We start from the raw sequence: 14,608 nt of genomic DNA, 5'->3' as shown, positions 1-14,608 counted from the left end.
CCCCTCACTCGTGGCCCCGCCCGGGGCCGGTCACATGCCCGGCAGGGCGCGGACCGCGCTGCTGCGTTGCCAGATGACGCTGCCTCCGGCGACCGTCCCCCGCCAGGGAACGTCGGCCCGGACCTCCCCGGCCGGGGCAGGTGCGAACACGTACTGCTCGGCCGCCCGTCCGCCGTGCACCGCGAGGATGCCTAGCTCGGGCTTCCGCAGCGGCGCGAAGATCCCGGATCCCGCCACCAACGGAGCCTGGTCCCGGGCCAGTTCTCCGGCGGCCAGCACGGTCCATGCGGGGGCTCCGGTCTTCACGTCGATGCTCCGGAGCTGGCTGCCGTCGGCGACGTACACGGTGCCGCCGACCGGGGCGGGCACGCCGAAGCCCGCGCTGTCGTCCGCGGGCAGGGTCCACAGCTGCTCTCCGCGCTCCCGGTCCAGGAAGGTCAGCGTCCGGTCTCCGGCCCCGCCCAGCAGCACTCCGCCCGCCGACAGGGCCGTACGCGAGGCGTCGGCGCCCGCGGGTCGCTTCCATGCGGGACCGCCGTCGGCGGAGTTCAGGGCCACCACCCCGCCGGCGGCGGAGGCCAGGAGCAGCCGCCCGTACCCGGCGGACGCGGCGAGCGCCGTGCCCGGCACGGGGACGGGCACGCGCCAGCGCACCGAACCGTCCGCCCGCTTGAGCGCGGCGAGGCGGCCGTCCGCGTCGAGGGCGTAGACCTGGTCCTCGTCGGCGGCGAGCAGTCCGGTCGCCTTCTCCCGCGCGCGGTGGCGGACCGTACCGCTGCCGGCGTCCAGGAACAGCAGGGCGCCCTCCGGGTCCAGGGCGACGGGCCGGCGGCCGCCGACGAGGTCGCGGACCACCGGTCCGCGCCAGCGGCGTTCGCCCGACACCGGATCGCGGAGGAGGAGCGTGCCGTCGCCGTCCGCGAAGCACACCCGGCCGTCGACGTCGACCGGCCCGAAGGCCGGCTGCACCGCGGCGCCGTCGTACGACCACAGGGGCACCGGCACCGTGCCGGGAGGGCCGCTCCAGCGGGGGGCGGGGGTGCGGGCGGGGCCGTCGTCGTCCCGGAGGGTGCGCAGGGCGGTGGCTCCGGCCGCCGCGAGGAGTACGGCGGCCCCGGCGCCGGTGAGCACCCTGCGCCGGGTCGGCAGCCGCGGGCCGGCTCCCAGGGCGGCTGCGGCCCGTGCGATCTCGGCGGCATCGGCGAGCACCGTGGGCGGCAGCCAGCGGGTGGCGGCGCGCAGGGCGGCGCCGTGCGGGTCGAGTTCCGCAGCCACGTCCGCGGCGGCCGGCCGGTCTTCCGGCTGCTTCTCGAGGCAGCCGCGGATCACGGGCGTCAGCCCGGCCGGAACGTCGGTGAGGTCGGGGGCCTCGTAGGCGATGCGGAAGTCCGAGCGGACCGGGTCTCCGTCGTAGAAGGCGTGCCGGCCGGTCAGCGCGAAGACGAGCAGCGCGCCGAGGCAGAAGACGTCGCTGGGCGGCCCGAGGGGACCCTTGACCACCTGTTCGGGGGACATGTAGCCGGGCGTTCCGGGGCGCTGCCCGGTCGCGGTCAAGGTGGCGTCGCCGGTCACCCGGGCGATGCCGAAGTCGACGATACGGGGGCGGTCGGCGCCGAGGATGACGTTCGAAGGCTTCAGGTCGCGGTGCACGACCCCGGCCGCGGCCAGGGCCGTCAGGGCCCGGCCGAGCGCCCCGGCGAGGGCGCGCACGGCGGGTGCGGGCAGGGGCCCGTGCCGCAGGACGGCGTCGGCAAGCGTCACGCCGGGGACGAACTCGGCGGCGATCCACGGCACGTGCTCGGTGGTCGAGGAGCCGAGCACGTTCGCGACGAAGGGGCTGCGGACCGCCGCCGCGGCGGCGGCCTCGCGGGTGAACCGTTCCCGGAGGTCCGCGTCGCGGAAGAGTTCGGGCCGGATGGTCTTGAGGGCGACCGGACGCCCCCGGCGGCGGGCGAGGTAGACCGTGCCCATGCCGCCGGCCCCGAGGACCCCCAGGATCCGGTGGCCTCCGAGCTGCACGGGCGTGCCGCCCGGCAGCGGGGAGATCACTGGTGTCATGGCGTTGATCGTATGCGTGTGGTCGTCAACCAGCCTTGGAATCAGGAAAGTTGACCTGACCTCGGAGGGGTGGGTGTCGGGGCGCCTCAGCCGGTCAGGGTGAACTCGGTCGCGAGGCGTGGGATGTAGTCGGCGAGGGCCGGCGCCCAGCAGGCGTACGTGTGGTCTCCCTTGCAACCGGGCGACAGGGCGGATCCGTTGCCGTAGTTGACGAAGCGGTTCGGGATGCCCAGTTGGTTCAGACGGTTCGCGACGTTGGTGGAGGCGACCGCGGTCTTGCCGTCGATCAGACCCTGGTTGCCGGTGTAGAGGGTGACCCCGGTGCCGGCGAGCTTGCCCAGGTTGGTCAGCGAGGCGGGGTTGACCTCGTTCCAGATCCGGTCGTCGAAGATCGCGTACGGCGAGCCGAAGATGGCGTCGCTGTCCACCACGGGCCCGTAGCCGGTGCAGTTGCCGGTACCGGAGGTGGTGGAGGCGCACCAGGCGCCGGTCAGGTTGAGCTCCGTGGCCAGCACCGCGGCACGCACCTCCCACAGGCCGAAGTCGATGCCCCCGGACAGGGAGGCGACGCGGCCGAACAGGTCGGGGCGGGCCTGGGCGTAGTGCAGGGCACCGAAGCCGCCCATGGACAGGCCGACGACCGCACGGTGGCCGCGGTCGGGCAGGGTCCGCAGGTTGGCGTCGATGAAGGGGACCACCTGCAGGAGGTGGAAGGTCTCCCAGTTGGCGGCGCCCTCGGCGGTGTTCTGCATGCGCCAGTTCGCGTACCAGCCCTTCAGGCCGCCGTCCGGGACGACGGTGATCATCCGGTCGTCCCGCAGGGCCGGAGCCGCCGCGGCGTCGTCCACGCTGCCGCCACCGCCGTGCAGGAAGTACGTCACCGGCCAGCGCTTGCCCGGCTCGGCGTAGTAGCCGCTCGGCAGGAAGACGCGGACCTTGTGCCGGCCGGAGAGCTGCGCCGTGGTGACGGTGAGGGTGAAGTCGGTCGCGGAGCGCACCTCGGTGGCTCCGGCCACCTGGGCCAGCCCCTGCCCGTCGGTGAAGGCCGGGATCGTCGGGACGTCGGCCACGCCCGCGGCGTGGGCCGCGGAGCCGGTGAGGGCGGTCGCCGCGACCGCCGCCACGGCAACGGCGGTGAGCGCGGTGGCCCGTACCGCGGCGCGGAATCCGGCCGCGCCGGTGAGCAGGGATCGCACGGTGGCTCTCCTTTCAGTGGGACAGGGGCAGGGACGGTGTCAGGGGGAGGCCGGCGTCTCGCACAGGGCACTGGTCAGCGTCTTGTACATCTGCTGGGCCGGGATGTTCGTCACGAGATGGGCGTTGGTCATGACGGAGGCGTGCCGCCCGTCCTCGGTCACGAGCGTCTGCGAGTAGTAGCCGGGGACGGCTCCGTCGTGCCCCCAGGCGGTGACGCCGTCGCAGGGCAGGGCGATCTTGAACAACCCGAGGCCGTACCCGTTCCCCGAGCCGGGCGCCCCGAGCTCGAAGGTCTTCTCCATCTCGGCGAGGTTGGCGGGGGAGAGCGCCGTGCCGTCGACGATCGCCTGGTAGAAGGCGGTCATGTCCCGGAGCGTGGAGATGACGGCGCCGGATCCGTAGAAGGTGGACGGCTCGAACGCCGTTCCATCCAGCCAGAAGAAGAACGAGCCGATGCGGGTACCCCGGTAGCCGTGGATCGCCGGGCTCGGCACGGCGCGGTCCGTGGGGGCGGGGAAGCGGGTGTGGGTCAGGCCGAGCGGCTGGATCACCTGCTGGGTGACGGCCTGGTGCAGGGGCAGGCCGGTGATCTTCTCGATCAGCATGCCCAGGATCTCGAAGTTGGTGTTCGAGTACTGGAAGGCGGCGCCCGGCTGGGAGGCGGGGGCGAAGCGCAGCCCGTCCTGCACCAGGGCCGCGAGCGTGTACGAGCCGTCCGGGCGGGCCTGGGCGAGCGGGAGGCCGTTCACCGGTATGCCGCTGGTGTGCTGGAGGAGGTGCCGGAGGGTGATCCGGTTCCCGTCGTAGCCGTTCACGGAGACCACACCGGGCAGGTGCCGCTCGATGGGGTCGTCGAGGCCGATTCCGTTCGCCTCCGCGAGCTTCAGTACGGCGACGGCGGTGAAGGTCTTCGACTGGCTCCCGACGCGGTAGTACTCGTCCGGGCCGATCGGATCGTTGGTGTTGACGGTGGCCGTGCCGGTGGAGAGGTTCCACGAGGCGTCGCCGGTCCCCGCGTACACGCCCGCCCCCGGACCGCCTCCCGCCTTGAGCTCGTTCAGGGCCGCGAGCGTGGCGGCGTGGTCGGCGGCCGCCCGGGCCGGGGCCTGCGCCTGCGACCGGGTCTGCGACTGGGCCTGGGCCTGCGCTGCCGCGGGCACGGCCAGGAGCGCACCGGCCACACCGAGGACGAGCGGGAACCGCAACGCGCTCAGCTTCAACTTCATCATCGAACCTGCTCCTCGTGGAGGGAATCGTCTGCCGGAAGGGGAGTGGCTTCGCCGTGGCGTCGCCACGGTGTGTCTCAGGACCAGCTCTGGTACGGAAGGCTGTTGCACGCCCAGGTGCGGAAGCCCACGGAGCTGTCGTCGATGCAGCGCGAGGTCTGCTGGTTCTGGAAGCGGACGGTGCCGTCGTCCCAGACCTTGACCCACCAGCTCTGCTCCGGGCTGGAGTTGCAGACCGCGGTGCGGAAGCCGCTGTTGGTGTCCTCGATGCAGCGGCCGGTGTTGATGTTCGCCAGCTGGCGCGTCCCGTCGCCCCAGACGTGCACGCTCCACTGCTGCGGGTTCGATCCGTTGCAGCTCCAGGTGCGGAAGCCGTTGCTGGTGTCGTCCATACAGCGGGTCGTGGCCTGGTTCCGGAAGGACTGGACGGCGTCGTACGTCCTTGCCTGCACGGCCGAGCCGGAGGTGGCGGCCGAGCCGGAGGTGGCGGCCACGGCGCCGGTCGCCGGGCTGAGGGCGGTGAGGGCGAGGGCCCCGCCGAGCAGAAGCGTCTTCGTGAGGCGCATGTGATCCTTCGTCTCCTTCGTGTCCATGGGACTGGCCGGGCCACACGCTAGAAGCCGGGGGAGGCGGCGGGGCACCCGGAACGATCCGGAGTGACAGCGTCGTCCGCGGTGCGGTGCGGTCCGTCGAAGGCCTCCCCCTTGCTTGAGTTCCTGCCGGAGTACTAGGCCACCGCGGGCCCGGCATCGTTCAGCCAGGCCCACTCCGACCACGTCGCGAAGCCGGTCTGCCACTTGTGGTAGACCCCGGCATGGCTGGTGGCGAGCACCTCGATGCGGCCGTCGGCGTTGGTGCCCGCGGCGATCTCGGTGCCGCCGCCACCGAAGGTCTCCCACCCCGAGAACGGGGCGTTCGGGCGCGTCTGCCAGGCGTGGCTCGCGGCGTCGGCGTTGATCGCGTACACCTCGACCCGGCCGTCTGCCGTCCGCGCGACGGTCAGTTCGGCGTTGGTGATGCCGCCCATGCCTGCCCACTCCGACCACGAGGTCGGGCTGGTCTGCCAGCGGTGGAACACGCCGTTGGCGTTGGAGGCGAACACCTCGAGCCTGCCGTCCTGGTTGTAGCCGGCGGACAGGTCGTGACCGCCGCCGCCGAAGTTCTCCCAGGCGGACCAGCCGCCGTTGACTCCGGTCTGGTAGAGGTGCTCGAAGGTCGCGTCGGAGAGCGCGAAGACCTCGAGGCGCCCGTCGGACGCGGTCTCGATGGCGAGCCGGGAGTTCGCCGGACCGCCGGCGGTGCCCTCCCAGTCGGCCCAGCCGCCGCTGGGGGCGGTCTGCCACCGGTGGAACACGCCCGTCGCGTTGGAGGCGAACACCTCGATGCGGCCGTCGGCGTTGGTGCCCGCGGCCAGCCGGTATCCGCCGCCGCCGAAGTTCGCCCACGCCGACCAGCTCCCGCCGGGCGCGGTCTGCCACATGTGGTCGAAGGTGCTGTCCGACAGCGCGAACACCTCCAGGCGGCCGTCCGCGTTCGACGCCACGGTCAACTGTGCGTTGCGCGGTCCCCCCTCGAAGCGCCACTGCGACCAGCCGCCGTTCACCGCCGTCTGCCACGCGTGGTACACGCCGTCCGCGCCGGCGGCGAAGGCTTCCAGCCGCCCGTCCGCGGACCGCCCGGTGGTCACCCGGCCCGATCCGTAGGGGTGCTTGGGGCCGCCGGCGCTCGTACCGGACCACAGGGCATGGGCGATGAGCTCCGCGTCGCCCGCCTCGACGGCGTACAGGCCGCGCAGGTCCTCCCGCGGCCGCTGGACGTGCCAGCACACCTCTCCGACCGCCTCGTCGTTCCACGAGCCGCCCGGATACATGCGTTCCACCTCGTCGAAGAAGGCGTTGGTGGCGTAGACCGGGTCCAGACGCTCCTCGCGGGAGCCCCACCAGTCCTGCTGCTGGAACAGCCCGAGGCTGGTGTAGTCGACCGCCTGGGCGTAGTTGTTGAGGCTGGATTCCACGATGACCGTGGCGATGGCGATGGTCGCGGCCCTCTGGTTCAGGCCCCGGTCCTTCACCGCCTGCGTCACCCTCCGAGCGCAGGACACCTTGTAGGCGGTCATGTAGCCGGCCATCTTCGCCTGCAGCTGGGGGTTGAGCTGGTCGGCCAGGATGCCGTCGGTGGCCGAGGGGCCGGCCGGATCGCACGGCACGGTCGGAATGGCGAAGCCCTGCGGGCCGCTGAAGTACCGGGAGACGCCGGAGCGGTCGCCGCCCGGGCCCGGAACGGGGGCGGGCGGCGCGGCGGAGGCGACCGAGGCGGTCATGCCGATGACCAGCGCCCATATGCCGGCCGCGAAGGCCAGTCTGGTGAACATGCGGCACAAGCCGGATATCGCCATGGTGTCCCCTTCTGTCGTGAAGTGAAGTGCACGGAATCCGCTCGGCCTTCGGCGCCGACCGCGGCGGCCGCCCCGTCCGAAGCGCATCGGGACACCGGCCGGAGGAGTCCGGGCCCACCGAGTTCACCGGGCACGACCGCCCCTGTCACTCCGGATCGTTCCGGATGCCTCCGCGGCGCCCCCGCGACTACCTTGTCGACCGCTCAGGCCGTCTCCTTCGGATCGTGCCGGCCGACACGATCCGAAGGAGACGGCCTAGCCGACGTGCACCCGCCTGTCAGTCCGGAACCTTCCGGGGTCTGCGGACCCGTGCACCGTTGTTACCTTCCAGACGCATCGTCAGGCTTCCGACCAGGAGGACACAGTGAGCGCGCAGCACCCGAGCCGCAGGAACATCCTGAAGACCGCCAGCGGCCTCACGGCCGCGATGGCCATGGGCGGTGCGGGAGTCCTCGCCGCCGCGTCGACCGCTTCCGCCGTCGGAGACATCCCCGGCCTGCACATCACGGAACGCGGCGAGCAGGATCACCGGATGTGGTACTACCGGTTCCAGACGGCCGCGATCGGCGGCTGGACCCCGGCCGTCAACGTGCTGCTCCCCGACGGCTACCACACCAGTGGGCGCCGCTACCCCGTCCTCTACCTGCTCCACGGCGGCCTGGAGGACTTCATCACCTTCGACCGTTTCCACGACATCCGGGGTCTGACGGCCTGGAAGGACATCATCGTCGTGATGCCCGACGGCGGGCGCGCCGGCTGGTACTCCAACGCGGTGAGCTCCAACATCGGCGCCCGCAACTGGGAGCACTTCCACATCGGTCAGCTGATCCCGTGGATCGACGCGAACTTCCGGACCTACGCCGAGTACGACGGCCGCGCCGTCTCCGGATTCTCCATGGGCGGCTTCGGCGCCCTGAAGTACGCGGCCAAGTACTACGGCCACTTCGCCTCGGTCAGTGCCCACTCCGGCCCGGCCAACCTGCGCGGCGGCAACGGTGATCTGGTCACCCACTGGGCCAACGCCTCCTCCGCCGCGGTGGAGCTGAACGGCGGCACCGTCTACGGTGCGCCCTTCTGGGACCAGGCCCGCGTCAGCGCGGACAACCCGTGCGAGCGCATCGAGAGCTACCGGAACAAGCGGGTCTTCCTGGTCGCCGGCACCAGCCCCGAGGACATCCAGGGCTACGCCAACGAGACCCTGGTGCTGGCCACCCAGCGCGAGTTCAAGTGGAACCTCGACCGCGTGGGCATCCCCTACGAGCAGCACGAGGTCGGCGGCGGCCACTACGTCCGCCGGGACCTGCTGGAGCACGACATCAACGGCGTCATCGACCGGCTGCGCAAGGCGTGAACGGCCCCCTGAGCCGCGTTCTCACGACGGCGGCCGTCCTCCTCGCGGCACTGTCGGCGCCGGCCGTCACCGGTTCGGCAGGGGCGCGGGCCGCCGAACCCGCCGCGGCCTGCCCGACCACCGGTCCCGTGACCCAGCACTTCCACAGCGGCCACAACGGCGTCGACATCGGGGCCGACGTCGGCACCCCGATCTACGCGGTGGGCGACGGCGTGGTGACGATCTCCGGGTACGTCGGCGACTACGGCCAGTGGATCCGCATCCTGCACCCCGACGGGAGGATCTCCGAGTACGGGCACATGTCCCGGCGGGACGTCTTCGAGGGCGACCACGTCGTGGCCGGCCAGCAGATCGCCCTGGTGGGCGCGGAGGGCACCAACGTCGACGGCCCCCACCTCCACCTGCGGATCTGGGGGGACCAGTCCACCTCCTACGGCATCGACCCCGAGGCCTACCTCGCGGAGCGCGGCGTCGTGCTGCCGTGCACCCCGGGCAGCGGTCCGCGGCCCAAGCCGCTGGTGCATCCGGCGGAGTCGGGCCGGGTGGTGTCGGCGCGGTCGGCGGACGGACGCCTGGAGGTGTTCGCCGCCGGCGCCGACGGTGTGCAGCACGCCTGGCAGCAGGAAGCGAACGGCAGCTGGTCGGCCTGGGAGCAGCTAGGCGGGCCGGGCAACGCCGAGCTGGCGATCGCCTCCAACGCCGACGGCCGCCTGGAGATGTTCGCCCTGGCCGGCAACACCTTCCAGCACCGCTGGCAGCTCTCTCCCTCCGGCGAATGGTCGAACTGGGAGACCTTCGGCGGCGGCGGGCACGACACGGCGGCCGGAGTCAACGCCGACGGCCGCATCGAGGTCTACGCCTCCAACCCGTCCGGCGTCTTCCACCGGTACCAGGTCGCCCCCAACGGCGGCTGGTCGCAGTGGGAGCCCACCGGCGGAGGCCCCGCCAACGGCCGCCTGGAGCTGGAGAAGTCGCCCGACGGCCGGCTGGAGGTGTTCGCCCTGAGCGCCGGCACCTTCCAGCACACGTACCAGACGGCCCCCAACGGCGGGTGGTCGAACTGGGACGCCTTCGGGGGAGGCGGCCACGACCTGACCGTCGATCACAACGCCGACGGCCGCCTGGAGGTCTTCGCCTCCGGCCCGGAGGGTGTGTTCCACAAGTACCAGACCAGCCCGACCAGTTGGTCGAACTGGGAGCCGACCGGCGGTCCCGCCGACGCGCAGCTCACCAGTACGCGCACGGCGGACGGACGGGTCGAGGTCTTCGCGATGAACGGCACTACGGCCGTGCACGCCTGGCAGACGGCCGTCAACGCGTCCTACGGAGCCTGGACCGCCTTCGGCGGAGGCGGCACCGAGGTCACCGCGGTGGCCAATGCCGACGGGCGGATCGAGGTCTTCGGGACCAGCCACGCCGGCACCTACCACCGATGGCAGACCGGCTTCTCCAGCTGGTCCGAATGGGGCTGGCTCAACGACACCGCCGGCCCCGCCCTCGACTGACGGCCCGCTCCCGACCCCCTCCGACCGCCCCCACCCCGACCCGCGGTCGGCCGTGCCCGCAAAGGCCCGGCCGACCACGCGGCCTGCCTGGAGAGACCCATGCTTCCGATCGGCATCAGCAGGCGGAGTCTGTTGCTGGGCGCCGCAGGGACGGGCGCGCTGCCGTTCCTGGGCGGCGGCAGGGCCGCGGCCCGGGCCGACGACGCCGCACCGCCCCCTCGATGGGTCGGCGCGGGACCCTTCACGTACGTCTACGACCCCTCGACCGCAGAGGGCCCGCGCTATCTCAACGACCACACGCTGATCAAGACGCAGGGCCGCTGGCACCTGTTCGGCATCGTCGGACGCAGCGCGCCGCGCGGTGAGTCCCCCGACAGCGCGAGGGAGACCTCCTTCGCCCACGCCTCGGCGCCGAGCCCGTACGGCCCGTGGACCACCCACGCCGACGCACTCACCCTCGACCCGTCCTATTTCGGCGAGGAGCACCTGTGGGCGCCGCACGTCGTGGAGGCGGGCGGCAGGTTCTGGATGTTCTACGCGGCCGGCGGCGCGAGCGGCGCCGCGATCAGCCTCGCCACCTCCTCCGATCTGTTCACCTGGACGCGCGAGCCCACCGGCCCGCTGTTCCGCGGGCTCGCGGCGCGCGACCCGATGGTCCTGCGGGTCGGCGGTGAGTGGGTCATGTACTACACGGAACTCTCGGGCCCGGGCGGCCGCCACGTCGTGGCCTGCCGGCGGTCCGCGGATCTGGTCCACTGGAGCGAACCGGGCACCGTGTTCACCGACGCGACCACGGACACGACCGTCTCGGTCACCGAGTCCCCGTACGTCGTGGAACGGGACGGCTGGTACTACCTGTTCATCGGCCCGCGGGGAGGCTACGAGGGCACGGACGTGCTGGCCTCCCGGGACCCCTTCCACTTCGACCTGGACGGCTACGCGGGCCACGTACCCGGTCACGCCGTGGAAGCGGTCGCCGACGGGGACACCTGGTACGCGAGCGCCGCGGGCTGGTTCCGGGGCGGCCTGCACGTGGCGCCCCTGCAGTGGCGGGACGCGCCACCACCGTGGCAGAGCACGGACAACCCGGTGGCCGGCCTCGACGCCGCCGGCCGCCTCACGGTGTTCGCGCTCGACGCCGCCGACCGCTCGATGCTCCGCCGAGTCCAGCGCGACCCGGACACCGACGGCTGGTCGCCGTGGGAGACGTTCGGCGGGCCGGCCGGTGCGGTCCCCACGCTCGGCCGCAACGCCGACGGCGCGCTCGAGGTGTTCTCGCTCGCCCCCGGGGGAGCCAACCTGCACCACCGGGCCCAGCGTCCGGACGGCGGCTGGTACGACTGGGAGGAGTTCGGCGGCCCGGCCGGCGCGGCCCCGGCCGTCGCCCGCGGCGCCGACGGCCGGCTGGAGGCGTTCGCCCTGAGCCCCGGCGGCGCCTCGGTCGCCCGGCGACGGCAGGGGGCGCCGGGGTCCCCGGCCTGGGACCCGTGGGAGACGGACTTCGGCGGCGCCGCGGGCGCTCCGCCGGTCGTCGCGGCCAACGCCGACGGCCGGCTCGAGGTGTTCGCCCTCTCGCCCGGCGGCGCCGGGATCTTCCATCGGTGGCAGGAAACGCCGGGAGGCGCCTGGACCCCTGCGTGGCAGTGCTTCGGCACCGCGTCCGGCGCGGCGCCGCGGGTGGCCAGGGACGGCAGCGGCCGGCTCACCGTAGCCGCGATCGGGCCCTCGGGCGTGGGAACCTTCAGCCGGCGGCAGTCCGTGCCGAACGGAGGCTGGGACGCATGGCTGCCGATGTTCGGCTGGAGCGCCGCCGCCCCGGCGTTCGCCGCCAACGCCGACGGCCGGCTCGAGGCGTTCTCGCTGACGCCCGGGGGCGCCCGGCTCGACCACCGCCGGCAGACCGCCCCCGGCGGAAGCTGGGCTTCCGGCGGGGAGTTCGGGGAGCCCGGCCTCAGGCTCGCCTCCAAGCCCGCGGCCGTGCTCGACCCCACCGGGCGCACGCACGTCTTCGCCGTCACCACCGAAGGCAGGATGCGCACCCGCGTCCAGGACCGGCCGAGCGGCGGGTGGCGGCCGTGGACCGCCTTCGGCGACCGGACGGTCGCACCCGTCGTATCGGGCCGCCCCGCACTCTGAACCCGGAGTGCGGATCGCGCCACGGGAAAGGGACGAAAGGGCGGTTCCGCGGGTCCGCGACGCCCCGCGCACGGTGACCTTCCCCACCCCGGCGCGTCCCCTGCGCGAAGTCATCGAACGGCGGCGCACGGCCCGGTTCCGTACGCTCCGCCCGGGGCGGCCGCATGCCGCGCTCACCGGCCGCGGCGCGACAACTTCCCCCGAACCACTCGCCAGAGAGTCGGAAACGACCCCAAACCGCCGTCGCCGCAAGAGGATCGGAGTGACCGGGCACACAGGGGGAGCCGTCCGCGATGAGAGGGCCGGAGAAGCTCCGGGAGCGGGGCGCGGAAAGCCTCCCGGGGCAGCCGGTGCGGGCCGTCCGGCCCGACGTGCCGTCCCGGCCGAAGTGGCTGAAGTGCGCCGCTGAACTCCCTTGAGAGATGAGTATTGTTCCACTCGTCGGTCCGGCACGACGCGTGGAGCGGGGGAACGGTGAGCGGGGTGGTCGTCCATCTGCCGCAGGGGTGCAGTGGCGCCGACGGCGGCGAACCGTACGGCGAAGCGGTGACGTTACGGCTCGGACCGGGCGAAGTCGCCCGCTTCGGACGCGGCTCCGCGCAGGTCCCCGTGGAGCTCCGCCTCGCCGACGCGGCGATCTCCCGGCTCGCCGGGGAGATCCGCGTGACCGACGACCACTGGCAGCTGACGAACCACAGCGCCACCCACAGCTACCTCGTGGAGAACCCCGAGGGCGCCGGGGAGTACCTCAGGGTTCCGCCCCGCAGGGTCGGGGCGCCCGTCCCGTTCGAGTTCTCGCGCGTCGTGCTGCCCACCCGCAGCGAGGTCCCCGTCTCGTTCCAGGTGTTCGCTCCCGATCACGTCTACCTGGACCCGGAGGCCATGGGCGCCCCATGGGGCCGCCTCACCGTCACCGCCTACTCGCTCGACGAGACGGCCACCTACTTCCTGGTTCTCCTCGCGCTCTGCGAACCGCGCCTGCGCGACCAGTCCCGCGTCGCGGTCCCCACCACGCCCCAGATCGTCGAACGGCTCCGGGGCCACGCCGCGTGCGCCACCCTGACCGCGCGCGCGGTCAGCTCGCACATCGACTACCTCGCCGAGGAGAAGCTGCGCATCGGCGCCCCGGACCCGCGCGAACCCGGCAAGGGCGACCGCCGCAACGGCAAGCGGGAGGAGATCGTCGGGCTCGCCCTGCGGTTCGGGCTCGTGCGCGAGGAGCACCTGACGCTGCTGCCGCCCCTGACGGGGGCCGGCGGGCGGGAGCGGCAGGCCGCGCGATGACGACGCCCCGCACCCTGGACGAGATCACGGAATGCGACGGTACGGATCTGCTCCCGCCCGGCCACCGGGTGCGGAGCTGGACGATCACCGGCCTGATCGGGGCCGGAGGCTGGTCCACGGTCTACGCCGCACGGCGCGCCGGCAGGTACCCGGACCGGACCGGCCGGGCCCCCGCACACCCGTCCGCAGCGCCCGCGGACGTCGCTCTCAAAATCATGCCGACCGCCGGGTATGCCCCGCGCCAGACGCGCAGGATCGTGGAGTCGGCCCGCCGCGAGGTCGAGCTGGGACGCAGGGCCGGGCACGCCCGGCTGATCCGCCTCGTGGACTCCTTCGTCCTCGAAGCACCGGACCGCCCCGCACTGGACGGTGCGATCGTGCTGGTCATGGAGCGGGCCGCGGGCAGCCTGCGCGAACTCCTCGACGCAGGGGTGGCCGAGGCCGACCGCCCCCGGCTGATCGCGGGGATCTGCGAGGGGCTCGCCCACCTCCACCGGTCGGGCTGGGTCCACGCGGACCTCAAGCCGGAGAACGTCCTGCTGGACCGCGACCGCTCCGTGAAGCTCTCGGACTTCGGGCTGGCCACCCGGATGACCGGAACCCACGGGTACGCGCCCCCCATGGGCACCCTGGACTACCTTCCGCCCGAGCGCTGGCGGGCACCCCTCGGGGAGCTGGGCGTGCAGGTCCGGCCGAGCGCCGACATCTGGGCCCTGGGCATCATCATCCACGAGGTGTTCGGCTCCGGCGCCTCCCCCTTCTCCGGCGCCACCCCCATGGCACGGGGCGCCGCCGTCCAGGAGTACGGGGAAGGGCGCGCGCCGCTGCGCATGGACCAGGCCGTGCCGCCGTTCTGGCGCGCACTGGCCGCCGACTGCCTGGCCCCGACCCACGCGGCACGTGCCCGGCACACCGCGGAGAGCCTGCTCGCCCGCATCACCGCCGAACGGGGGGCGGGCGGGAGGGGCGCGGGACGGCTGTGGGGCCGGGCCCGCGCCGCGATCCTCACCACCGCGCTCTGCGGGATCGCCGGTACGACCCTGTGGTCGGACGGGGCGCGGGCCAGCGCCTCCGCGGCGGACGGTCCGGAGGGCGCGGCGGCCGGCACGATCCGCGTGTTCAATGCGGAGAAGGGCTGCCAGGACCGGGCCGACCGGGACCCGCAGTGCAGTCTGGGCCTGGCGATCGACCCGATGCGGCAGTACACCGCGGACAACGTCGTACCGTCCCGGGTGTGGCACGGCGACGTCCTCGCCGTCGACTGCCAGCTGCCCGACGGCCGGGCCGTCATCGACGAGGCGGACCTGCAGTCCACCCGCTGGTTCCACGTCCGCCTCCCGGCAGGCTCCACACCCCCCGCGGCGTGGCTCCCCGCGGTCCGCACGAAGGACCGCCCGGCACTGCGGGGCTGCCCGGCCCCGTGACCGGCGGCTGACCCCCCGGTAGGCCCAGGAAG

The 14,608-nt window shown here is 73.4% G+C and carries 10 protein-coding genes; 5 read left to right on the top strand and 5 right to left on the bottom strand.

The window, feature by feature from the left end; translation table 11 throughout:
• Nucleotides 1-30 precede the first annotated feature (30 nt).
• The 5 genes from ACZ60J_RS03635 to ACZ60J_RS03615 all read right to left on the bottom strand — a co-directional run bounded on the left by ACZ60J_RS03635 (nucleotide 31) and on the right by ACZ60J_RS03615 (nucleotide 6,876).
• Nucleotides 31-2,058, bottom strand: coding sequence for a protein kinase domain-containing protein (locus ACZ60J_RS03635; protein ID WP_469678734.1), 2,028 nt, complete (start codon nucleotides 2,056-2,058; stop codon nucleotides 31-33).
• 86 nt (nucleotides 2,059-2,144) lie between these two features.
• Nucleotides 2,145-3,254, bottom strand: coding sequence for an alpha/beta hydrolase (locus ACZ60J_RS03630; RefSeq protein ID WP_469678732.1), 1,110 nt, complete (start codon nucleotides 3,252-3,254; stop codon nucleotides 2,145-2,147).
• A 39-nt stretch (nucleotides 3,255-3,293) separates the two neighbouring features.
• Complete coding sequence (locus tag ACZ60J_RS03625; protein WP_469678730.1) at nucleotides 3,294-4,484, bottom strand: serine hydrolase domain-containing protein; 1,191 nt, start codon at nucleotides 4,482-4,484, stop codon at nucleotides 3,294-3,296.
• A gap of 74 nt (nucleotides 4,485-4,558) precedes the next feature.
• Nucleotides 4,559-5,047: an RICIN domain-containing protein gene (locus ACZ60J_RS03620; RefSeq protein ID WP_469678728.1), complete on the bottom strand. Its 489-nt coding sequence runs from the start codon at nucleotides 5,045-5,047 to the stop codon at nucleotides 4,559-4,561.
• Nucleotides 5,048-5,208: 161 nt separating this feature from the next.
• The gene (locus ACZ60J_RS03615; RefSeq protein WP_469678726.1) at nucleotides 5,209-6,876 is read right to left on the bottom strand and encodes a PLL family lectin; all 1,668 of its coding nucleotides are present in this window, start codon (nucleotides 6,874-6,876) and stop codon (nucleotides 5,209-5,211) included.
• Between the two features lie 427 nt (nucleotides 6,877-7,303).
• Here ACZ60J_RS03615 and ACZ60J_RS03610 point away from each other — a divergent pair, with 427 nt between their 5' ends.
• From ACZ60J_RS03610 to ACZ60J_RS03590, 5 genes are all read left to right on the top strand, one after another.
• On the top strand, nucleotides 7,304-8,227 hold the full coding sequence (locus ACZ60J_RS03610; protein WP_469679103.1) for an alpha/beta hydrolase: 924 nt from the start codon (nucleotides 7,304-7,306) through the stop codon (nucleotides 8,225-8,227).
• Nucleotides 8,224-9,732: a DUF8189 domain-containing protein gene (locus ACZ60J_RS03605; protein WP_469678724.1), complete on the top strand. Its 1,509-nt coding sequence runs from the start codon at nucleotides 8,224-8,226 to the stop codon at nucleotides 9,730-9,732. The genes ACZ60J_RS03610 and ACZ60J_RS03605 overlap by 4 nt, the downstream gene beginning before the upstream one ends.
• 99 nt (nucleotides 9,733-9,831) lie before the next feature.
• Nucleotides 9,832-11,868: a DUF8189 domain-containing protein gene (locus tag ACZ60J_RS03600; protein WP_469678722.1), complete on the top strand. Its 2,037-nt coding sequence runs from the start codon at nucleotides 9,832-9,834 to the stop codon at nucleotides 11,866-11,868.
• Between the two features lie 474 nt (nucleotides 11,869-12,342).
• On the top strand, nucleotides 12,343-13,152 hold the full coding sequence (locus ACZ60J_RS03595) for a serine/threonine protein kinase (RefSeq protein WP_469678720.1): 810 nt from the start codon (nucleotides 12,343-12,345) through the stop codon (nucleotides 13,150-13,152).
• Nucleotides 13,149-14,576, top strand: a complete 1,428-nt coding sequence (locus ACZ60J_RS03590; protein ID WP_469678718.1) for a serine/threonine-protein kinase — start codon at nucleotides 13,149-13,151, stop codon at nucleotides 14,574-14,576. The genes ACZ60J_RS03595 and ACZ60J_RS03590 overlap by 4 nt, the downstream gene beginning before the upstream one ends.
• Nucleotides 14,577-14,608: the final 32 nt, after the last annotated feature.

The organism is Streptomyces sp. NPDC104226 (assembly GCF_055584085.1).
The sequence above is the reverse complement of the archived record's forward strand: the minus strand, read 5'-3'. Positions and strand labels throughout refer to the sequence as shown.

What these genes read in the sequence shown, in the direction of transcription:
- ACZ60J_RS03635 (WP_469678734.1), bottom strand. Translation starts at nt 2,058, where the DNA reads ATGACACCAGTGATCTCCCCGCTGCCGGGCGGCACGCCCGTGCAGCTC.
- ACZ60J_RS03625 (WP_469678730.1), bottom strand. Translation starts at nt 4,484, where the DNA reads ATGATGAAGTTGAAGCTGAGCGCGTTGCGGTTCCCGCTCGTCCTCGGT.
- ACZ60J_RS03620 (WP_469678728.1), bottom strand. Translation starts at nt 5,047, where the DNA reads ATGCGCCTCACGAAGACGCTTCTGCTCGGCGGGGCCCTCGCCCTCACC.
- ACZ60J_RS03615 (WP_469678726.1), bottom strand. Translation starts at nt 6,876, where the DNA reads ATGGCGATATCCGGCTTGTGCCGCATGTTCACCAGACTGGCCTTCGCG.
- ACZ60J_RS03610 (WP_469679103.1), top strand. Translation starts at nt 7,304, where the DNA reads ATGGCCATGGGCGGTGCGGGAGTCCTCGCCGCCGCGTCGACCGCTTCC.
- ACZ60J_RS03600 (WP_469678722.1), top strand. Translation starts at nt 9,832, where the DNA reads ATGCTTCCGATCGGCATCAGCAGGCGGAGTCTGTTGCTGGGCGCCGCA.
- ACZ60J_RS03590 (WP_469678718.1), top strand. Translation starts at nt 13,149, where the DNA reads ATGACGACGCCCCGCACCCTGGACGAGATCACGGAATGCGACGGTACG.